At 47.2% G+C, this 19,753-nt stretch carries 21 protein-coding genes and 1 rRNA gene; 19 read left to right on the forward strand and 3 right to left on the reverse strand.

Annotation, left to right across the window (positions count from 1 at the left end):
* Positions 1–44: 44 nt before the first annotated feature.
* From CAN90_RS01845 to CAN90_RS01865, 6 genes are read left to right on the forward strand one after another with little or no spacing between them, the layout of a single operon-like run.
* Positions 45–461 (forward strand): hypothetical protein, encoded by a 417-nt coding sequence (locus tag CAN90_RS01845; RefSeq protein ID WP_085832129.1) that lies wholly within the window; start codon positions 45–47, stop codon positions 459–461.
* Entirely contained in the window at positions 462–1,502 is a 1,041-nt protein-coding gene (locus CAN90_RS13430) for a hypothetical protein (RefSeq protein ID WP_143750780.1), read from the forward strand.
* Entirely contained in the window at positions 1,489–1,848 is a 360-nt protein-coding gene (locus tag CAN90_RS01855; RefSeq protein WP_085832130.1) for a hypothetical protein, read from the forward strand. Before CAN90_RS13430 ends, CAN90_RS01855 begins: the two co-directional genes overlap by 14 nt.
* Before the next feature lie 11 nt (positions 1,849–1,859).
* Positions 1,860–2,030 carry a hypothetical protein gene (locus CAN90_RS13560; protein WP_159450346.1) on the forward strand — a complete coding sequence of 57 codons (171 nt, stop codon included), beginning with the start codon at positions 1,860–1,862 and terminating at the stop codon, positions 2,028–2,030.
* A complete protein-coding gene (locus CAN90_RS01860; RefSeq protein ID WP_085832131.1) occupies positions 2,023–2,898 on the forward strand; it encodes a glycoside hydrolase family 25 protein in 876 nt (291 codons plus the stop codon). Before CAN90_RS13560 ends, CAN90_RS01860 begins: the two co-directional genes overlap by 8 nt.
* Before the next feature lie 45 nt (positions 2,899–2,943).
* Positions 2,944–3,162 (forward strand): phage holin family protein, encoded by a 219-nt coding sequence (locus CAN90_RS01865; protein WP_085832132.1) that lies wholly within the window; start codon positions 2,944–2,946, stop codon positions 3,160–3,162.
* A gap of 110 nt (positions 3,163–3,272) precedes the next feature.
* Here CAN90_RS01865 and dusB read toward each other — a convergent pair whose 3' ends face one another.
* The gene (dusB, locus tag CAN90_RS01870; protein WP_085832133.1) at positions 3,273–4,253 is read right to left on the reverse strand and encodes a tRNA dihydrouridine synthase DusB; all 981 of its coding nucleotides are present in this window, start codon (positions 4,251–4,253) and stop codon (positions 3,273–3,275) included.
* A 234-nt stretch (positions 4,254–4,487) separates the two neighbouring features.
* Between dusB and polA the strand changes: the two genes are divergently transcribed.
* The 8 genes from polA (at position 4,488) to CAN90_RS01910 (ending at position 15,155) form a co-directional block, all read left to right on the forward strand.
* Positions 4,488–7,064 (forward strand): DNA polymerase I, encoded by a 2,577-nt coding sequence (polA, locus tag CAN90_RS01875; protein ID WP_085832165.1) that lies wholly within the window; start codon positions 4,488–4,490, stop codon positions 7,062–7,064.
* 46 nt (positions 7,065–7,110) lie between these two features.
* Complete coding sequence (locus tag CAN90_RS01880; protein ID WP_085832134.1) at positions 7,111–7,536, forward strand: arsenate reductase/protein-tyrosine-phosphatase family protein; 426 nt, start codon at positions 7,111–7,113, stop codon at positions 7,534–7,536.
* Complete coding sequence (rimI, locus tag CAN90_RS01885) at positions 7,520–7,978, forward strand: ribosomal protein S18-alanine N-acetyltransferase (protein ID WP_085832135.1); 459 nt, start codon at positions 7,520–7,522, stop codon at positions 7,976–7,978. Before CAN90_RS01880 ends, rimI begins: the two co-directional genes overlap by 17 nt.
* Positions 7,979–7,991: 13 nt before the next feature.
* On the forward strand, positions 7,992–8,720 hold the full coding sequence (locus CAN90_RS01890) for a flavodoxin family protein (protein WP_085832136.1): 729 nt from the start codon (positions 7,992–7,994) through the stop codon (positions 8,718–8,720).
* A complete protein-coding gene (gene tsaD / locus CAN90_RS01895) occupies positions 8,717–9,748 on the forward strand; it encodes a tRNA (adenosine(37)-N6)-threonylcarbamoyltransferase complex transferase subunit TsaD (protein ID WP_085832137.1) in 1,032 nt (343 codons plus the stop codon). The genes CAN90_RS01890 and tsaD overlap by 4 nt, the downstream gene beginning before the upstream one ends.
* A 184-nt stretch (positions 9,749–9,932) precedes the next feature.
* Positions 9,933–11,702: a phosphoenolpyruvate carboxykinase (GTP) gene (locus tag CAN90_RS01900; RefSeq protein WP_085832138.1), complete on the forward strand. Its 1,770-nt coding sequence runs from the start codon at positions 9,933–9,935 to the stop codon at positions 11,700–11,702.
* 345 nt (positions 11,703–12,047) lie between these two features.
* Positions 12,048–13,400, forward strand: coding sequence for an NADP-specific glutamate dehydrogenase (gene gdhA, locus CAN90_RS01905; protein ID WP_085832139.1), 1,353 nt, complete (start codon positions 12,048–12,050; stop codon positions 13,398–13,400).
* 309 nt (positions 13,401–13,709) lie between these two features.
* Positions 13,710–15,155, forward strand: a complete 1,446-nt coding sequence (locus CAN90_RS01910) for an NCS2 family permease (protein WP_085832140.1) — start codon at positions 13,710–13,712, stop codon at positions 15,153–15,155.
* Positions 15,156–15,255: 100 nt separating this feature from the next.
* On the opposite strand, the gene CAN90_RS01915 is transcribed toward CAN90_RS01910, so the two are convergent.
* Together CAN90_RS01915 and CAN90_RS01920 are read right to left on the reverse strand one after the other, a co-directional pair.
* A complete protein-coding gene (locus CAN90_RS01915; RefSeq protein ID WP_085832141.1) occupies positions 15,256–15,822 on the reverse strand; it encodes a hypothetical protein in 567 nt (188 codons plus the stop codon).
* Between the two features lie 75 nt (positions 15,823–15,897).
* Positions 15,898–16,767 (reverse strand): radical SAM protein, encoded by an 870-nt coding sequence (locus CAN90_RS01920; RefSeq protein WP_242953543.1) that lies wholly within the window; start codon positions 16,765–16,767, stop codon positions 15,898–15,900.
* A 268-nt stretch (positions 16,768–17,035) separates the two neighbouring features.
* Between CAN90_RS01920 and folE the strand changes: the two genes are divergently transcribed.
* The 5 genes from folE to CAN90_RS01945 all read left to right on the forward strand — a co-directional run.
* Positions 17,036–17,602: a GTP cyclohydrolase I FolE gene (folE, locus tag CAN90_RS01925; RefSeq protein WP_085832143.1), complete on the forward strand. Its 567-nt coding sequence runs from the start codon at positions 17,036–17,038 to the stop codon at positions 17,600–17,602.
* Positions 17,599–18,447 (forward strand): dihydropteroate synthase, encoded by an 849-nt coding sequence (gene folP / locus CAN90_RS01930; protein ID WP_085832144.1) that lies wholly within the window; start codon positions 17,599–17,601, stop codon positions 18,445–18,447. Before folE ends, folP begins: the two co-directional genes overlap by 4 nt.
* On the forward strand, positions 18,440–18,811 hold the full coding sequence (folB, locus tag CAN90_RS01935; protein ID WP_085832145.1) for a dihydroneopterin aldolase: 372 nt from the start codon (positions 18,440–18,442) through the stop codon (positions 18,809–18,811). Before folP ends, folB begins: the two co-directional genes overlap by 8 nt.
* Entirely contained in the window at positions 18,808–19,293 is a 486-nt protein-coding gene (gene folK / locus CAN90_RS01940) for a 2-amino-4-hydroxy-6-hydroxymethyldihydropteridine diphosphokinase (RefSeq protein ID WP_085832146.1), read from the forward strand. Before folB ends, folK begins: the two co-directional genes overlap by 4 nt.
* 335 nt (positions 19,294–19,628) lie before the next feature.
* Positions 19,629–19,753, forward strand: a 16S ribosomal RNA gene (locus CAN90_RS01945); the annotation flags it as partial.

Below are 19,753 nucleotides of genomic sequence, written 5' to 3' on the forward strand. Positions count from 1 at the left end.
ATTTAATTACTTAAATTTATATATATTTGAAAGGAGAAAGAGAATTGCCGGATATTACAAGTTTATTTCAAGGCTCGGACGCGGTAAATCGAAATCTATTTAACCAGAAAATCAGCGATATCAACGCGCACGGAAACGACACAACCAGGCATGTTACAGAAAAGGAACGGGAGGTGTGGAACGGAAAGGCCACAACCACTACCTATACGGCTACACTGAGCACGGCGGGCTGGTCTGCCAATGCCCCACATACTCAAACGGTTACAGTCAGCGGTCTGCTGGAAATAGATAATCCAATAATTGATGTAGTGTTATCAGATGCAGTTGCAACAGCTCAAGCACAACTAGACGCATGGGGCTACGTAAGCAAAATAGTAACAGGTGAAAATAGTATAGTGGTATATTGTTATGATGCTAAACCTACGATTGCAATTCCAATTCAAATACTGGTGGTGAGATGAATGGGGATAGCTTTATTAAGACGTAGAATGCTTACATTAGATGAGATTTTTGGTGATGGAAGACATGGTGATGCTGTGATAAGCAGCAATATGTCATTTAACGTTGGTTCTGCCGCTGAGTATATGGAGTTGCAGTATAAATCTCTTACTATTAACCCTAATGTATCAGTAACTCTAAATAATCTAAATTCGGGGCTAATCATTAGGGTTCAAGGCGATTGTATTATAAAAGGAACCTTATCTCAAAGTAATTTAGCAGCAGCGCTACATACAAGCAGTTTTAATTACCCGGCATCCTTGTCTCCGGGCAAGGGAGGTAGTGGCGGTCGGGGTAGCGACATGAAGGGTGTTCTTATTAGGGAGACACATTCAAAGGGAATGTCGGCAAGGAAGTATGGCGGTGGGTATGGCAGTGGCGGCGACGGAGGAGGTTATGTTAATTCCTATAAAAACATGGGAGGTAGAGGCGGAGGCGCTGACCAAATAACAACTGATATTATTGATACCTTTTTAGGAGGAAGCGCTGGGACTAGTCGATATCAGGCAGGTGGCGGTAGATATGGTGGCGGTGGCGGTGGCGACGGCACAGCTGGAGATAGTGGGCGATACAGTGCTGGTGGGAATGGCCCCGGTAGTAGTGGCGGTGACGGGTATCTGGTCGACAACAAATACTATATATATGGTGGTGGTGGCGGTGCTGGTAACCGGGGTGGCGGTGTTATAATATTTGCTGTTGGGGGGAACTTTGTTTGTAGCGGGAGAATCGATTGCTCTGGTGGTCGTGGAGGCTGGGGTGGTGACGCAGCCGCAGGTGGCGGTGGAGGCGGCGGTGGAGGCGGCGGAGGAATCTACATCCTCTATCGAAAATCCTATACAAACACGGGTAGTTTAACTGTTGCAGGCGGCGGTGGCGGACCCGGCGGGAATTCTACTCCATCAAGTGGTAATACTGGACATGGAGAATTTGGTACTGCCGGAGGCATAGGCTCAATTTCAGTAAAAAAATATAGTAAAGGAGAATACTATTTTGGCGCAAAATAATAGACAGATAAGACTAGCCATATTCCACAACGAGTTTGATGGTACAAAGCAGTATGCTGAACAACTTGCTTCTAAACTTGATGTTGAAACTGCACTAATTAATTTTATGGATGCTCGTCCGTGTACAGAAGTGTTACCTCTGCGAGCAACCCCCAACGTCGCCCTGCTTCTCTTTGTTGACAGCCTTGAAGAACTACAAGAACAGATCGACATACTGCGGCAGCTCAGATATATCCGTAAGCAGGAAACCGTGACCGGAATTGTGGACGAGTTGGTGGACGTTGCTAGGGATAATATCCCGGATGAGCTGGCGGTTAAGATTGCAAATACATTTTATAGTGAATGAGGAGTAAAAGTATGACAGGACGATTGAAAGTTGCTGCTGAATTAATACAGCGACGGGTACAAGCGGGCGAAAGCAGAGAAGTTGTTTTTGCTGATTATAAATTGTTAACGGACACTGAAAAATCAGAGATTGTTGCCGCCGCTCTAGATGCAGTGGAAACGGATGGGAAGAGTAATGCTTAAAGGCATCGACGTGAGCAACGCCAACGGGCTCGTTGACTGGGACAAGCTGAAGGGCAATATTGATTTTGCCATCCTGCGCTGTGGGTATGGCAGCGATATGGTTAGCCAAGACGACAAGCAGTGGGCGCGGAATGTGGCTGAGTGCAACCGATTAGGCATCCCGTGGGGTGTGTATCTATATAGCTATGCAATGACGGTAAAGGAAGCCGAAAGTGAGGCGGCACATGCCTTGCGGCTACTTAAGGGTTTCAAGCCCACCTACCCTGTGTACATTGATATGGAAGATGCCGACGGTTACAAGAGCAAGCGCGGTGGAACCAGCAAGCAGGTGGCAACTGCCATCTGTTTGCGCTTCTGTGAAAGAATTGCGGCGGCAGGCTTTCCCGCTGGAGTGTACGCGAATAAGGATTGGGCAGTCAATCGCCTGAATATGTCGCAACTTGTCAATTATTCCTTCTGGCTGGCACAGTATAGTACCAAGGTGACCTACCCCGGTGAGTACGATGTGTGGCAGTACTCCAGTGATGGCAGCTTGCCGGGAATTTCCGGGAGAGTAGATCTCAATCTTTGTTACAAGGATTTTTCTAACGGTTGTGTTCCGGAAATCACTGGTCTTACGCTAGATACCTCCAGTAAAAGCATGGCGGTGGGAGAAACGTATACGGTGCTCGCCCGCTGCCAAGAAAAACCTACGGTGAGCACCACGGGGCGAGACGTGATTTTTGCTTCGGAGCCGCGGTTAGATTCCAAAGGGCGTGGCTGGCTCATCGATGTAAAAGGCCTACCATTGGAACCAGTGGCAAGGCATGGACATATTATGGTCACGTCGGGTGGACAGACCGTACCGTGTAACTTTACCGTATTGTAAAGAAATATGGTTGCTTAAATTCACCCGGCAGAGAGAGGGGTAAAAATGGGTAAAATCAATTGGGCGCAAAAGCTGACATCGCGTAAATTCTGGCTAGCAGTAGCCGCATTTATTGTGGGTGTACTAGCTTTGTTCGGGGCAGACGCAAACACCACACAGCAGGTAAGCGGTGTGATTTTATCACTCGGCGCGGTGATTGCCTATATCGCCGGCGAGGGGTATGTGGATGGTCAGGCGGCCTCGGGGGAGCAAAAGACAGAATAGGTTCGCGTGCGGAGTGTAAAATGCTCTCGTGAACAAAGGATGGAAAAAGGCCCTCAACCCAGATTCATATCTGCGGTTGAGGGTCTTTTGTTATAGTAAAATAATATGATTTAAAGGGAAGAAGAAAGCACCTTCTGGGCTAGCACCTCAATGTCGTGAAATACAGATAGCTGCCCAGCCTCACAGCGGAACGCCGCCGCATTCGGTAATCCCTTTAAATACCAGCCTGCATGCTTTCGTGCCTCGCGCATGGCGCGGTCTTCGCCCTTATCTTCACACATGGCTTGTACATGGCGCAGCATAATGAGCATGCGCTCGTTTAAGGTTGGGGGCGGCAACAGCACTCCGGTGGAAAGGTACGCGTGAATCTCTCGGAATATCCACGGGTTTCCCAGAGCGGCGCGGCCTACCATCACCATATCGCACCCGGTTTGCTCCAGCATTTGAGCAGCGGTTTTGGCATCGGTAACATCTCCGTTACCAATCACAGGAATTTTTACGGCTTGCTTTACAGCGGCAATGCTGTCCCAATCCGCGCTGGGCTGGTACATCTGCTCGCGGGTTCTACCGTGAATGGCAATGGCATCCGCACCTGCGGCCTCGCAGATTTGCGCAACCTCCACGGCGTTGATGCTGTTTTTATCCCAACCCTTGCGGATTTTTACCGTAACCGGCACATTCACAGCAGATTTTACTGCCGCAACAATCTTGCCGCAAAGCTCGGGATTTTTCATCAGTGCACTGCCACTGCCGTGCCCTCTGCCACTGGTGCCGCACACCTTGGGTGCAGGGCAGCCCATGTTAATATCGATGGCATCGGGAGAAAAATTCATCGCAATCTCTGCTCCACGTGCCAAATAATCGGGTTCATCGCCAAAAAGCTGAATCGCCGCGGGTCGCTCCGCGTCTGAAAGCTTCATGAGTTGGTTGGTCTTATAGTTTTTATACGTTAATCCTTGCGCACTCACCATTTCGGTTACTACATACCCTGCTCCAAAATCCACACATAGCTGGCGGTATGAAGCGTCGGTAATCCCAGCCATTGGCGCGAGCGCCGCTCGGTTTTCAATGAGAAAAGAACCCAGTTTCAATGAATAAAATCCTTTCCAATAAAAGCTCAGAATTCTTACAGCCGTTTGTGGCATAAGGTTCTTATTAATATACCACAATCCGGGACGAAAAGCACTTAATTTTTTCGCTGGAAGATGTTATAATAAATGTAAGATAAAACAGATTGCGGCAGATGCAAAAGGAACGAATGAAAAACAATGTGTCATTTTGCAAAGGGAGCGCCGCTTCGCGCAACGCGGAAGAATGGAGAAAAAATGAGATTACTGGTGCTGGATGGAAACAGTATTTTAAACCGTGCATTTTACGGTATTAAGCTGCTTACCACCAAGGACGGTCACTTTACCAATGGTATTTATGGGTTCTTAACCATGCTGAAAAAAATATGGGATGAAACCCAGCCGGATGCAGTGGCAATTGCGTTTGACCGCAGAGAGCCAACCTTTCGCCACTTGGAATACGACGGCTACAAAGCCCAGCGCAAGGGAATGCCGGAAGAGCTGGCACAGCAAATGCCGGTTCTTAAGGAGCTATTGAGCCTGCTCGGTTACCCTTTGGTGGAGCAGCCCGGCTTTGAAGCGGACGATATTCTTGGTACGCTCGCCAAGGCCAGCCGCGAACAGGGAGCGGAATGTGTGATTGCGACCGGTGACCGCGACAGCTTGCAGTTAGTGGGTGAGGGAGTAACCGTGCGCCTTGCTGCCACCAAATTTGGTCAGCCCCAGGTGTCTGTGTATGACGCAGCCAAGATTTTAGAGGAATATGGTGTAACTCCACCCCAAATGATTGAGTTAAAGGCACTTCAAGGTGACAGTTCCGACAATATCCCCGGCGTTGCCGGTATTGGCCCCAAGGGCGCGGGAGATTTGATTCGTAACTTTCATGACATAGATTATATTTATGAGCACTTGGACTCCATTGAAATTAAGGATGGTGTCCGCAAAAAGCTGCGTGAGGGCAAAGAGAACGCGTTTCTTAGCCGCAAGCTGGGTAGGATTTGTACGGAAGTGCCGATTGAGACCAAGCTGGAGGCTTATCGCATGCAGGCAGGCGACAAGGCCGCGGCTGCCCGCCTGATGGCAAAGCTTGAGCTGTTCTCGCTTATCCCAAAGCTTGGGTTGGATGCAGCCTCGCAGGACACTCCGGAAAATAAAACCACGAAGGCTCTGCCAGTAAAAGCACTGGAGGATGGAGCTGGGCTGTTAATCCCATTGCAAGAGCGTGGGAGAGCAGATATAACGGCTGTGTATGCCAATGATGAAATCACCACTCTTCTATTGCCCATAGATGGAACAGTTTATATTCTTAAGCCAGAGAAAGCCTTTCTGCGTGCGTTGTGTGGTGATGCAAAAATTGTAACAAACATACACAACAGCAAGCCTTTTTATGCCGCGCTGGCACAAATGGGAGTTGAAGTGAAAAACCTCGGGATGGATACCGTGCTTGCGGCGTATCTGCTCAATCCTTCCTCCTCCGAATACAGTGAGGAACGCCTTGCCGCAGAATATGAGGTAGCATTGCCCAGTGTCAACGAGGAATACCCGGATGCCGCCAGAGCGGCAGTATTACCTGCCTTGGTGGATTGTCTGACTCAAGAGATTGAGAAAAATGGGCAGACAGAATTGCTTAAAAACATTGAGCTGCCACTTGCCAAGGTGCTCGCTCAAATGGAGACGGTGGGCGTAGCAGTTGATGCCGCCGGAATTGAAGAGTACGGCAAGGGACTTCAGTTGCGGATTGATGAAATCCAAAGTCAAATTTATGAGCAGGTGGGTTACGAATTTAATCTAAATTCGCCCAAACAGCTTGGGCAGGCGCTTTTTGAAAAGCTGGGGCTTCAAACTGGTAAGAAAACGAAAAGCGGGTATTCCACCAATGCGGAGGTATTAGAGGGGTTGCGCTATGAGCACCCGGCAGTCGAAATGATTCTGGAGTACCGCGGTTTGGCGAAATTGAAATCAACCTACTGCGATGGTTTGCTTAAAGTAATTGGAGCGGATGGACGCATTCATTCCCGTTTTAACCAAACCGAAACGCGTACCGGACGCATAAGCTCTACGGAGCCAAACCTGCAGAATATTCCCGTTCGTACGGAACAAGGGCGTGAGCTGCGCCGCTTTTTCACCGCAAGGCCGGGTTGGGTTTTGGTAGATGCGGACTATTCGCAGATTGAGCTTCGGGTGCTGGCACATGTGGCAGATGATCAAAATATGATTGCGGGCTTTGGAGAGGGTGCGGATATTCACCGTATTACTGCCGCCCAAGTGTTCCGTATGCCGGAAGAAATGGTAACACCCATTATGCGCAGTCGTGCAAAGGCAGTCAATTTTGGCATTGTCTATGGAATTGGTGCATTTTCACTATCCAAAGACATTGGTGTTACCCGCAAGGAAGCCGATGATTATATTAAAGCGTATTTAGCGCATTACGATGGTGTTCAGCGGTATATGAACCGCGTGGTAGAGCTGGCAAAAGAACGCGGCTACGCCGAAACGCTGTTTGGCCGCCGCCGCTATTTGCCGGAGCTGACGAGCAGCAATTTTAATCTACGTTCGTTTGGCGAGCGTGTTGCCATGAACATGCCCATACAAGGAACAGCGGCAGATATTATTAAAATAGCCATGATTCGTGTTGCTGATCGATTAAAGGAAGAAAAAATGCAGGCCAAGCTGATTTTGCAGGTACACGATGAATTGATTGTAGAAGCACCGGAGGAAGAAGCGGAGGCGGCTGCAAAGCTGCTTACAGAGGAAATGCAAAATGCGGTTTCACTCTCCGTAGCAATGCTTGCAGAAGCAAAAATCGGGAAAACATGGTACGATGCGAAAGAATAGTTTTTATAGATACCCGCTCGTCCCAAAAGAAAAGGGGTAAGTGATAATGAAAATAGTCTTTATCTGTACGGGCAATACCTGCCGCAGCCCAATGGCTGAAGGGTTGTTCCGCAAAATGCTTTTGGAACGCGGCATAACCGATATTACTTGCAGCAGTGCGGGGCTGTTTGCAAATGCGGGAGAACCTGCCGCAGAAAATGCCGTAGCAGTATGCCGTGAGCTTGGGGTAGAGCTTTCTTCCCACCGTGCCAAACCCGTAACGAAAGAGCTGCTGCAAAGCGCAGATTTGTTTGTAGTGATGATGCAGAACCATGCAGGGGCACTTCAAGCAGCCGGTGTTCCGCGGGAGAAAATCAAGGTGCTCGGCGGTGGTGTGGGAGACCCTTACGGCGGGAGTATGGAGATTTACCGTGCCAGCTGCGACCAAATACGAAAAGCACTCGAGGAGCTATTGTATGAGCTGGAGCGTTGAGGGAGTTCGTATAGTTTCTATGCAGGAATGCCATTTGGACGCACTTGCCGCACTGGAGCGGCTTTGCTTTTCCATCCCATGGTCACGAGAAGGGCTTGCGGCAGAGCTTTCGGAGCCTACTGCCTGCTTTGAGGTAGCAGAGTATATGGGGCAAACCATTGGCTATGCGGGAATGCACGTTATTGTGGATGAAGCTTATGTCACCAATGTAGCGGTAGACCCAAACTACCGCCGGCATGGGGCAGGGAGGCTTTTACTGCAGTCGTTGGAACGCTTGGCAACTCAGCGCGGCGCGGTTACCCTTTCGCTCGAAGTTCGTGTTACCAATCAGGAGGCGATTCGGTTGTACCATGCTTGCGGATTTCAGGAAATTGGCATTCGAAAGGGTCTGTACGAGCAGCCAAAAGAGGATGGTCTTATTATGACCAAAGTGCTTATTTGAAAGAAGGATTCCGATGAAATACTGTATCGTGTACGGTAGCCCTCGCAAAAAGAATACGTACGATGCTGTCCAGATTGTCAAAGAACGCTTGGCTGCTTTGGAGCCCGCAGAATTCACTGAATTTTATTTGCCGAAGGATTTGCCACATTTTTGCACGGGATGCTTTACTTGTTTTGAAAAGACCGAAGAAAAATGCCCGCACCACGAGTATACGGAGCCCATGAAGCGCGCTATGCTTGAGGCAGACGGACTTATTTTCGCTTCGCCGGTGTATGTAATGGAAATGACTGCGCCAATGAAGAACTTTCTTGACCATTTCGGACATTTCTTTATGGCGCATCGTCCAAGAAGGGAAATGTTCCATAAAAGTGCGCTGATTGTTTCGACTACGGCGGGCGCAGGAACAAAGCATGTAATCAATGGAATCACCCGCTCCCTTTCTTTTTGGGGAATCAGCCATATATACCACTGCGGAATTACCTTTTGGGCGGCAGGATTTCAAGATATGAAAGAATCCCGCCGTATCAAAGCGGAACGTTCTTTGAATCGTGCAGCGGAGCGGCTGTATGAGAGTATTAAAAAGGGTTCTGCACCATCCATACGAACCAAAGGCATGTTTTATATCATGAGACAATCCGTATTTGGGTTTGCCAATAATCCGGCAGACCGTACCTATTGGGCAGAGCAAGGCTGGGAGCATGGCGCAACGCCGTGGAATCAAACAAAGGGGAAACAAAAATGAAGTTGTTAGGAATTGAAAGCTCGTGCGATGAAACAGCGGCTTCCGTAGTGGAAGACGGCCGCCGTGTATTATCGTCAGTCATAGCGTCTCAGGTGCTGGAGCATCGCAAATTTGGTGGCGTAGTACCCGAAATAGCGTCTCGCCGCCATGCAGAGGCAATTGTGGGTGTGGTACAGCAGGCACTGGATGACGCAAAAGTAACCTTGAAGGATTTGGATGCGATTGCAGTTACCGCCGCACCGGGGTTGATTGGTGCGCTGCTTGTAGGCGTGAACTATGCAAAGGGGCTGAGCTATGCCTCTGGAGTGCCTTTGGTGCCGGTGCATCACCTTCGTTCTCACGTTGCGGCAAATTACCTGACAAATACGGAGCTTAAGCCACCCTTTTTGTGCTTGGTGGTTTCCGGTGGACATACGCACATTGTACATGTAGCGGATTACACACAGTTTCATGTGCTTGGCTGCACACGGGATGATGCCGCAGGCGAGGCGTTCGACAAAGCGGCGCGCGCCATGGGCTTGCCTTACCCCGGCGGTGTGTTTTTAGACAAAGAGGCTGAGCTTGGCGACCCCAATGCCTTTTCTTTGCCGCACCCCACGGTGGATGGCTCACCGTTTGACTTTAGTTTTTCTGGCCTAAAAACGGCTGTGATTAATTTAATTCACAAGTCAACACAAAAAGGGGAAGAACTTCCACGAGCGGATTTAGCGGCCTCCTTTCGCCGTGCGGTGGTTGACTGCCTCGTGCGTAATGTAATGGCAGCCATGCGAGAAACCGGAGAAAAGAAGCTGGTAATAGCAGGCGGTGTTTCTGCAAATGCATTATTGCGGCGTGAATTAGAGGTCATATGCCGCGAAAATGGCTGGGAGTTTTATCGCCCAGAGCTCGCTTTGTGTGGGGATAATGCCGCCATGGTGGCATCGCAGGGGTTTTATGAATACCAGGCGGGGAAACGAGCCGGGCTCGACTTAAACGCGGTTGCCAGTATGGATATTCAAGCTGATTTTGTGAATAAATCTGTAAGATAATCAATTATATTGTAGTGGCTTGTCGTTCGGTGTTTTTTTCGTGATTCTCTAAATGAATTTAACAGTTATTTATACTCATTTTTGGTTGACAATTGACAAATATGAATTGATTCCTGCTTTCATATCGATTATAATGGGAATAGAGTTATCGTTATTTGGCTAACAGGCCGGAAGGAGAACTGGAATGACAAACAACAAAACGGTATTGAACTGGATCGAAGAAATGAAAGCTCTTGTCAGCCCTGATCAGATCGTTTGGATTGATGGCTCCGAGCAGCAGCTCGAGCAATTAAGAGCTGAGGCTTGCTCAACTGGCGAGCTGATTCAATTGAACCAAGAGAAGCTGCCGGGCTGCTACCTGCACCGAACAGCAGTAAATGACGTTGCACGTGTGGAAGATCGTACTTTTATTTGCTCCCGTAATGAAGAGGATGCAGGCCCTACCAATAACTGGATGGAGCCGAAAAAAGCTTACGATATGCTTTATGACATTGCTAAAGATAGCTACAAAGGCCGCACAATGTATGTAATTCCCTACTCCATGGGTCCCGTTGGTTCCCCTCTTGCAAAAATTGGTGTTGAACTGACGGATTCGATTTACGTTGTGCTCAATATGGCAATTATGACTCGTGTTGGCCAGGCAGTTTGGGATGTATTGGGTGATAACCCTGAGTGGGTTCGCGGCCTGCACTGCAAGTGCCAAATTGACCAAGAAAAACGCTACATATGCCACTTCCCAGAGGATAACACCATTATTTCCGTAAACTCTGGTTACGGCGGAAATGTTCTACTCGGCAAAAAGTGCTTTGCGCTTCGTATTGCTTCTAATCTCGGTCGCGAGCAGGGCTGGATGGCAGAGCATATGCTCATTCTCGGTATTGAAAATCCGGAAGGCAAGGTAACCTATGTTACCGCTGCGTTCCCGTCCGCTTGCGGCAAAACCAACCTGGCAATGCTGATTCCGCCGGAGGGTTACCGCAATAAGGGCTATAAAATTTGGACAGTTGGCGACGACATCGCTTGGATGCGCCCGGGAGAAGATGGCAGACTGTATGCCATTAACCCAGAGAACGGATTCTTCGGCGTAGCTCCCGGCACCAATGCAAAATCCAACTTCAATGCTTTGGAGTCCACGAAGAAGGGTACTATTTTCACCAACGTTGTTCATAATTTGGATGACAACACCGTTTGGTGGGAGGGTCTTGATAAGAACCCGCCCAAGAATGCATTGAACTGGAAGGGCCAGCCTTGGGACGGCACCACCTCTGAGGAAAAAGGCGCTCACCCCAACAGCCGCTTTACCGCTCCGGCTGAAAATTGCCCTTGCATTAGCCCCGAGTTTGATAAGGGCGAAGGTGTGCCGATTTCCGCGATTATCTTCGGTGGTCGCCGTGCACAGACCACTCCGCTTGTCTACCAGTCTCGTGATTGGGATAATGGTGTGTTTGTAGGCTCCATTATGGCTTCCGAAACAACAGCTGCCGCTGCTGGTGCTGTTGGCGTGGTTCGTCGTGACCCCATGGCAATGCTGCCGTTCTGCGGCTACCATATGGGAGACTATTTTGACCACTGGATCGAAATGGGTAAAATCTTAGGTGATAAGGCTCCGAAGATTTTCAATGTGAACTGGTTCCGCCTTGACGATGAAGGTCATTTCTTATGGCCCGGCTTTGGCGACAATATGCGTGTGCTGGATTGGATTATTGCACGTGTAGAGGGAAAAGCAGACGCAGTAGAAACCCCCATCGGCTTTGTACCCCAAGCAGAAGATATTGATATTGCTGGCCTTGAGGATGAAATTTCCTTTGAAACACTGCGCAGCATCTTGCAGGTTGATAAAGCACAGTGGGTGAAGGAAGCTGAGGGGATTGAAGAGTTCTATCATAAGTTTGGCGATAAGCTGCCAAAAGAGCTTCATGAAGAGCTCGACAAGCTCAAAGAGCGCGTAAAATAAAATTTGAATTGGTATTGCAAATACCATTCTATTTTTCACTCATTTATCTAAAGAAGAACGGTTCCTTTATGGAATCGTTCTTTTTTTATATTCGGGAGTAGGACTTCTTTGTTCTGCAATTTAGTAATGGAGTAAAACAGAACTTACGATATATGTAATTTGTTAGTTTTCATCATCAAATACTCTAAATTTGAATTTTAAAATAAAATACAATTCAGAAAACATCTTATATAATCAACAAAAATACTAAAAATATCAAAATCAATCAATAAAATGCAGTTTTGGTATTGATATATTTCAAACGAGGGAGTATAATCAAAACAATTTCTTATAGGAGGTAACCACATGTCTTTTCAAAATCAATATCTGTTGTCCGTATATCAAACTGTATGCCAGCGCAATGCAGGGGAGCCGGAATTTCTTCAGGCGGTGAGGGAAGTTCTAGAATCCCTAGAGTCCGTAGTGGAAAAACGACCAGATTTTGTTGCGGCGGGTATCATAGAAAGGCTTGTGGAGCCAGAACGGATGATTCAGTTCCGTGTTTCTTGGGTAGATGACAAAGGCGTAGTGCAGGTGAACCGCGGCTGGCGTGTTCAATATAACTCAGCGATTGGCCCTTATAAAGGTGGCATTCGTTTGCACCCCAGTGTGAACGCTTCTATCTTAAAGTTCCTTGGGTTTGAGCAAACCTTTAAAAATTCATTGACGGGCTTGCCGATTGGTGGTGCAAAGGGCGGAGCCGATTTTAACTCGAGAGACAAAAGTGATGGCGAAGTAATGCGATTCTGCCAAAGCTATACAACGGAGTTAACCAAACACATTGGTGCTGATACCGATGTACCTGCGGGCGATATTGGAACAGGCGCAAGAGAGATTGGATATATGTTTGGCCAGTATAAACGGCTTAGTAACGAATTTACCGGTACCTTTACCGGAAAATCTCTTTACTCCGGCGGTTCCTGGGTTCGTAAAGAGGCAACCGGTTATGGGCTATGCTATTTTGCACAGGAGATGCTGTCCTACATAAAGCAGGATTCCTTTGAGGGAAAGACCGCGGTGGTTTCTGGTTCGGGCAATGTAGCGATTTATGCCTGTGAAAAAGCAATGCAGCTAGGGGCAAAGGTTGTTGCTATGTCGGACTCCGACGGCTTTATTTATGACGAAAAGGGAATTGATTTGGAAGTCATGAAACAAATTAAAGAGGTGGAACGCGGCAGAATAAATCTGTATGCCGAGCGTGTTCCCGGAGCGGTATATACTCCCGGTTGCGGTGGAATCTGGAGTGTGAAATGTGATATTGCTCTGCCCTGCGCCACACAAAACGAGATTAATGAGGAGCAAGCACAGCAGCTTGTGAAAAATGGAGTAATCATTGTAGCAGAGGGCGCAAATATGCCCTGTACTCCAGAGGCAATTGAGGTATTCCGCTCCAATCATATTCTGTATTCTCCCGGTAAGGCCTCCAATGCAGGCGGTGTAGCCGTAAGTAGCTTAGAAATGTGCCAGAATTCCATGCGCTATTCCTGGAGTTTTGAAGAGGTGGATGAGAAGCTCAAGCACATTATGGCGAATATCTTCCATAACGCGTATCAGGCTGCTGAAGAGTATGGTCATAAAGGCGATTTGGTAATTGGTGCAAATATTGCAGGCTTTTTAAAGGTTGCCGAAGCGATGAAATGGCAGGGCATTGCGTACTAGGCCTTTTCCTTTGCAGGGGATAGAAGAGGGTTTGTTCAATAGAACAAACCCTTCTTTCCTGCATAAACAGAGCCAAAATGTGGCAATGATAAAGCGAATAGTTCCATAAAAAGAAAAAAATATGTAAAATTCTTAAAAAAGTTATGAATAAACTGTTTCCAAAACCAAAAATTTGTCGATTCACACACTTGATTTTGAATGAAGAATTCTCTATACTTAGGATTGTTGATTCAAGTCCTAAGAGATAGGCAAATACCCTAAGAAGCCATGTAAAAGGCTTCTTACTTTATTTCAGGAGGAATGAACGGAATGGCGGAAAACAAACAGAGTACGTTTCACCCCAAGGGGGACTTTTTTGACCTGAAGGGTCAAAAGACCAACGTTAAGACCGAGGTCGTGGCTGGTATAACAACCTTCTTTACCATGGTATACATTATTATGGTAAACCCGAGCATGCTTTCACAAACTGGAATGCCCTGGGGCGCGGTGTTTTTGGCAACCATTATTGCTTCGGTAATCGGTACCCTTGTTATGGGGCTGTTTGCTAACGTACCCTATGCACAGGCTCCCGGAATGGGACTCAACGCATTTTTTGTTTTCACCGTTTGTTTCGGTTTGAACTTTAAATGGCAAGAAGCACTCGCAATGGTTTTTCTGTGCGGTCTTCTCAATATTGTAATTACCGTAACGAAAATTCGCAGAATGATTATTGATGCGATTCCCCCCATGCTGCAGCACGCAATTGGCGGCGGTATTGGTGTATTTATTGCTTACATCGGCATTAAGAAGTGCGGTCTTCTATCGTTTACCTCTGACCCCGGCCAAAATATTGTGCTTGACAGCGGCACGGTTGTAGCGAACTCCAGCATTGTTCCTGCAATTGTTCACTTCAATACTCCGTCCGTTTTGCTGGCGCTGTTTGGTATTATCTTTACGGTTATTTTGATTATCCGCAATGTAAAGGGTGCCATTCTAATTGGTATTATGGTTACTGCAGTTCTCGGTATCCCGCTCGGCCTTACTACTATGAGCAACTCCGTTAGCTTTACGGATGCAGTGAATCAACTGCCGGAAACCTTTGGTGCCGCATTCGGCAACCCCGGAATGCAGTCTTTGTTCTCGGATCCTTCTAAGCTTCCCCTTGTATTAATGACGATTTTTGCATTTAGCTTGTCGGATATGTTTGATACCATTGGAACATTTATTGGTACAGGCCGTAAAGCCGGTATTTTTACCGACAACGAGCAGGACAACCTGTCGGAGAACAGAAGCTTTAATTCCAAAATGGAAAGAGCGCTGTTTGCAGATGCAACCGCAACCTCCATTGGTGCAATTATTGGTACCTCGAATACCACAACTTATGTAGAGAGTGCCGCCGGTATCGGCGCAGGTGGACGCACCGGTTTAACCAGTGTAGTTACTGCTGCAATGTTCATTGTCAGCGCATTCTTTGCTCCCCTTGTTAGTGCAATTCCCGATGCGGCTATCGCCCCATCTTTGATTATAGTTGGTATCATGATGCTCAGTTCTTTCCGCGACATTCAGTGGGAAAACATGGAGGATGCGATTCCCGGGTTCTTCGCCGGTATCTTCATGGCACTGTGCTACAGCATTTCTTATGGTATCGCTGCGGGCTTCCTGTTCTACTGCATTATTAAGGTAGTAAAAGGGAAAGCCAAAGAGATTCACCCCATTCTATGGATTTCGACGATTCTGTTTGTTCTGAACTTCGTAATCCTTGCAAAAATCAGTTAAATTCGTTTGTTCGCCCTTTTTAGTTAGCTTGAGGTTTTATACAGAAAAAACCGCCTTGGGATTTTCCCAAAGGCGGTTTTTCCGTTATTTTACGAATTACTTATAAAGTACGAAAAGCAGATTCCAGCAAGAGATTATCGATGCTGTTGAACTCGGCGAATACAATGTCTTTTAAATGGATGATAATCTTCTCCGTCGCCTTTGCATTTTCAATATTAATGGTATTTAATACGATTGTTTTTTCAGTTAGCTGAATTAGAAAACCAGTATACAAATTATCGGCACAACAGGTTTCAATCGAAACAATGCGATTTTCATTTTGTTGTTTCCTTAAAACCTCTAATAATAGTGGTTCAGAAGAATCATAAGTAAAGCGAGGCAGCAATGTGTTTGCACAAACGCCGCCTTGGTTTTCCTCCCAGAACTTTCGGTAATGATTTAGTTTTTGTAGATAAGAGGTATCTGTATTCAATATATGAATGGAAGACAAGTCATAATAAGAGTAGCCGTCCATTCTGCCCTGAGGGTCAATATTAAACACAACAACCCCTTTATCATCCATATAGAGAGGTAGCCCGACTGAAAATTCGTCGTCTCCATTGGTGTAAAGCTCCACCAACGATTTCTCTTGAATGCATTCCTTTAAAGTGTGACAAATGGTGGTCATTCTATAATCCCTTCATTTAACATAGTACCGCCCAAGAAGCGGCATCGCTTTTGGGCGGTATTGGAGAGGGATGAACTAACGAGGCGTGCCCTCTCTTTTGCGAACCAGTTCGGTCAGGCGAGCGATATTGCGGAGCATTGCATCCTTATCTTCTGGTAAGCGGCCGCGTACATCAATATAGTTGGAGGCATGTGCACTGGTATAGTAGCAGTGTTTCAAATCTAAATTTTCAATTAGCAGCTTCATTTCCTCTAGCACTTGGGTAGCACTGGGTAAGCGGAACGTTCCTTCGGCAATTTTACGGAACATGTCGGTGTCGTTGCCGGCGTGCAGAACCAGCATACCAACGTAATCTGGTTGCATCTGATTTAAGGCATCCGCCGTTTCGAGAATATGTTCACGCGAATCCGCCTGACCGCCAAGCCCTGAAATAATGCTGACAGAAAGGCGAAGCCCCGCTTTTGTGGCAGCATTTGCTGCGGAAATCATTTCTTGTTTTGTAATTCCCTTATTTACTTCCGTTAAGACCTTGTCGCTGCCAGACTCTAGCCCAATGTACACCATTTCAAGGCCTGCTTCGTGCAGCTGACACAATTCTTCATGGCTTTTACGCAGAATATCTTGGGCTGAGGCGTAAACACGAACGGCCTCTAAATCGGGGTACAGCACACGAATGGTTTCTAATATCTCAAGCAGCATGGGCGTTTTCAGCACAAGCGCGTCACCGTCACACAAAAAGATGCGGCGTATTTGGCTGCGATAGCGCGAGCCCTCCACTAAGTCTGCTTTAATTTCATCCATATTGCGTACCCGGAATTGCTTCTCCGAATACATATCGCAGAATGTGCATTTATTCCACGAGCAGCCCACCGTTACCTGTACGAGCAGGCTGTCAGCTTCTGACGGCGGGCGAAAAATGGTACCTTCATAATGCATGTAATTCATTTCCTCCTTGTTGTTGCACGCTATTTGTTATTTTTTTCGCGTGCGCAAATCTATTGCATAATAACGTTGTTTTCGGTATGCTATTACTAAATTGTAGCATGATTCGCTTATCAAGAAAAGCACACACGCTATTTTTGGCAATTTTACCTGCCTTATGTCTGCAAATTCACCGGGAATGAACACAATGCTTGATATTTTACATTCTTTTGGAAGAATCGTGTAGGTATGTTGCCCCAATGGAAAAATAAAGGTTAGGAGGCTTTTTAATATGGATCAAGAGAGAATTCGCGCGGCGGTAACGGAGTTGCTGCTGGCAGTGGGCGAAAACCCGGAGCGTGAGGGGCTGCTAGAAACACCAGACCGTGTAGCCAAAATGTATGCAGAGATTTTTTCTGGGTTAGAAGAAGACCCCATGGACCATTTAAAGATTTTTCATGAGCCGCAGCAGCACGGTGAGCTGGTTTTGGTACGAGACATCCCGCTGTATTCGGTTTGTGAACACCACTTAATCCCCTTTATTGGTAAGGTGCATGTTGCTTATATTCCTAAGGACGGCCGAATCATTGGTCTTTCTAAATTCGCTCGAATTGTAAAGACCTTTGCCTCTCGCCCTCAGGTGCAGGAGCGCCTGACGGCACAGATTGCAGACTTTCTATATGATAATATGAAGCCATACGGTGTAGCTGTTGTTGCAGAGGCAGAGCATCTTTGTATGACCATGCGCGGTATTCGTGCTGCCGGAGCGACGACGCAGACCTCTGCTCTGCGTGGTGCAATGCGTACGGAGGCAAAAACCCGCAGTGAGGTAATGCTTCTGTTGGGTGGTCATCGATGAGCGGGTTTCGCGCGGGAAAATATTTCCTGCCATTGAATGGGCCTGCCTGTATTATGGGCATATTAAATGTAACGCCTGATTCCTTTTCGGATGGCGGCAGAAGCTTTGAACCGGAGGTCGCTGTGGCAAACGCGCTTGCCATGCAGGAGCAGGGAGCCGGAATGCTGGATATTGGCGGGCAGTCTACCCGCCCCGGTTTTACCGCAATTCCACCAGAGGAAGAGTGGGAACGTATTGAGCCGGTTCTAAAGGCTCTTACAGGGCGGCTGCGTATTCCGATTTCCATTGATACCTTTTACCCACAGGTAGCCTCTCTGGCACTCTCTGCGGGTGCTGACGTGATTAATGATGTAAATGGCTTTACCGACCCTGCCATGTTCCCTGCGGTGCAAGGGAACACCTGTGGCTGTATCATCATGCATAATGGCCATGTATTAGAGGAAGACCCTTCAGAGGATATTTTAACGCGTGTACGGCGCTTCTTTGAGGACAAGCTGCGCTATGCGAAAGAAATTGGTATCAACCCGGAACGCATTTGCTTTGACCCCGGCATAGGGTTTGGTAAAACATATGAAGAAAATCTGCGCCTGATTGCAAACGTTGAGGCGGTTAAAATAGAAGGCTGTGCTTTTCTCATGGCGGCTTCACGCAAAGGGGTTATTGGCAAAAGCAGCGGTAACCCACCTGCTCAGGAGCGGTTACCAGGCACGCTGGCAGCGCATACAATCGCGCAGGCTGGTGGAGCGCAGCTACTGCGTGTGCACGACGTTCGAGAGGCAGTTCAGGCGGCACAGGTAGCCTATGCCGTACTTTGCGCAAAAGAGGGAGGAATGGCTCATGGATAAAATCATTGTAAAGGGATTGCGTGTTTTTGCATATCATGGTGTCAATGAAGAAGAAAAAAGAGACGGTCAAAACTTTGAAATAGATGTGACCGCCTCGTTGGACTTGTCTGCGGCGTGCACGAGCGACTGTATTGATGATACGGTTAGCTATGCTAAAATTTTAAAAACAACGGTACGAGTTATGAAGGAGCAATCGTACGATTTACTAGAGCGGGCAGCCCAGCGAATCGCCGAACAGCTATTCAAAGATTTTGCGCAGATAATGGAGCTGGAGGTTCTATTGAAAAAGCCGGAGGCACCCATCCAAGCAGATTTTGATTATACAGCAGTCCTTATTAATAGAAAGCGAAGTGATTTCCATTGAAAAAAGCAGTGATAGGACTAGGCTCAAACTTGGGTAACCGACTAGAGAACATTACGCAAGCGCTCCAGGCACTGAAAAATCTGCCGGGTACAACCGTAATTGCAACCTCCCGGTTTTATGAAACGGCTCCGGTAGAGGTGCAGAGTGCCCAGAATGATTATCTTAACGCCTGCGCATTGCTTCTCACCGAGCTTTCTCCTCATGCGCTCCTCGGGGCATGTCTTGGTATCGAAGCAGGGCTTGGTCGTGAACGGCGTGAATATCATGGTTCTCGTATTATTGATTTGGATTTACTTTTATATGAAAACACGAATTTGCGTGAAGACGAGCTTCGTTTGCCACATCCGGGTATTTTGAACCGTGCTTTTGTGTTAGCACCCCTTTCAGACCTCTTTCCTGAGAAAATGGCTCTGGAACTGGATTTTTCCGACTCTTTTCGCGATTTAGACTTCTCAGAAGTGCGTCTTTTTCAGGCAAATTGAAAGTTTTTTGAAAAAAATCGAAAAAACTTTAAAAAAAGCATTGACATTAGTTGTGTGGTTTGGTATTATAGTCAAGCGCCACAGAGAACGGCGCACGACACGGAAAGCGAAAAGCGCTGAAGAGTCGGACAGGACCTTGAAAATTAAACAACGAGAAAGACAAAAGAACCCGTAATTTTTTGAGAGAAAGCTTCTCGGAAACGAGGAGTGAGTACTTCCGGATAAGAGTTCTTAGGACTCTATAAAAACCTAAGAAACGCGAAAGCGTACTAATTGAGCAGATACAAAATGCTCTAAAATTTAGATTAGATTGACCTCGGTCATTTTAATACAATATTTTAGAGAGTTTGATCCTGGCTCAGGACGAACGCTGGCGGCATGCCTAACACATGCAAGTCGAACGGAGTAAGAGAGAAGCTTGCTTAGCTCTTACTTAGTGGCGGACGGGTGAGTAACGCGT

The sequence above is a fragment of the Clostridium merdae genome (assembly GCF_900176635.1).
Taxonomy (GTDB): Bacteria; Bacillota; Clostridia; order Oscillospirales; family Acutalibacteraceae; genus Faecalispora; species Faecalispora merdae.

Bases quoted from the DNA above. Each gene is read 5' to 3' on its own strand.
- CAN90_RS13430 (WP_143750780.1), top strand. From the start codon at position 462: ATGGGGATAGCTTTATTAAGACGTAGAATGCTTACATTAGATGAGATT.
- CAN90_RS13560 (WP_159450346.1), top strand. From the start codon at position 1,860: ATGACAGGACGATTGAAAGTTGCTGCTGAATTAATACAGCGACGGGTA.
- CAN90_RS01860 (WP_085832131.1), top strand. From the start codon at position 2,023: ATGCTTAAAGGCATCGACGTGAGCAACGCCAACGGGCTCGTTGACTGG.
- CAN90_RS01865 (WP_085832132.1), top strand. From the start codon at position 2,944: ATGGGTAAAATCAATTGGGCGCAAAAGCTGACATCGCGTAAATTCTGG.
- polA (WP_085832165.1), top strand. From the start codon at position 4,488: ATGAGATTACTGGTGCTGGATGGAAACAGTATTTTAAACCGTGCATTT.
- CAN90_RS01880 (WP_085832134.1), top strand. From the start codon at position 7,111: ATGAAAATAGTCTTTATCTGTACGGGCAATACCTGCCGCAGCCCAATG.
- rimI (WP_085832135.1), top strand. From the start codon at position 7,520: ATGAGCTGGAGCGTTGAGGGAGTTCGTATAGTTTCTATGCAGGAATGC.
- CAN90_RS01890 (WP_085832136.1), top strand. From the start codon at position 7,992: ATGAAATACTGTATCGTGTACGGTAGCCCTCGCAAAAAGAATACGTAC.
- tsaD (WP_085832137.1), top strand. From the start codon at position 8,717: ATGAAGTTGTTAGGAATTGAAAGCTCGTGCGATGAAACAGCGGCTTCC.
- CAN90_RS01900 (WP_085832138.1), top strand. From the start codon at position 9,933: ATGACAAACAACAAAACGGTATTGAACTGGATCGAAGAAATGAAAGCT.
- gdhA (WP_085832139.1), top strand. From the start codon at position 12,048: ATGTCTTTTCAAAATCAATATCTGTTGTCCGTATATCAAACTGTATGC.
- CAN90_RS01910 (WP_085832140.1), top strand. From the start codon at position 13,710: ATGGCGGAAAACAAACAGAGTACGTTTCACCCCAAGGGGGACTTTTTT.
- CAN90_RS01915 (WP_085832141.1), bottom strand. From the start codon at position 15,822: ATGACCACCATTTGTCACACTTTAAAGGAATGCATTCAAGAGAAATCG.
- CAN90_RS01920 (WP_242953543.1), bottom strand. From the start codon at position 16,767: ATGAATTACATGCATTATGAAGGTACCATTTTTCGCCCGCCGTCAGAA.
- folE (WP_085832143.1), top strand. From the start codon at position 17,036: ATGGATCAAGAGAGAATTCGCGCGGCGGTAACGGAGTTGCTGCTGGCA.
- folP (WP_085832144.1), top strand. From the start codon at position 17,599: ATGAGCGGGTTTCGCGCGGGAAAATATTTCCTGCCATTGAATGGGCCT.
- folB (WP_085832145.1), top strand. From the start codon at position 18,440: ATGGATAAAATCATTGTAAAGGGATTGCGTGTTTTTGCATATCATGGT.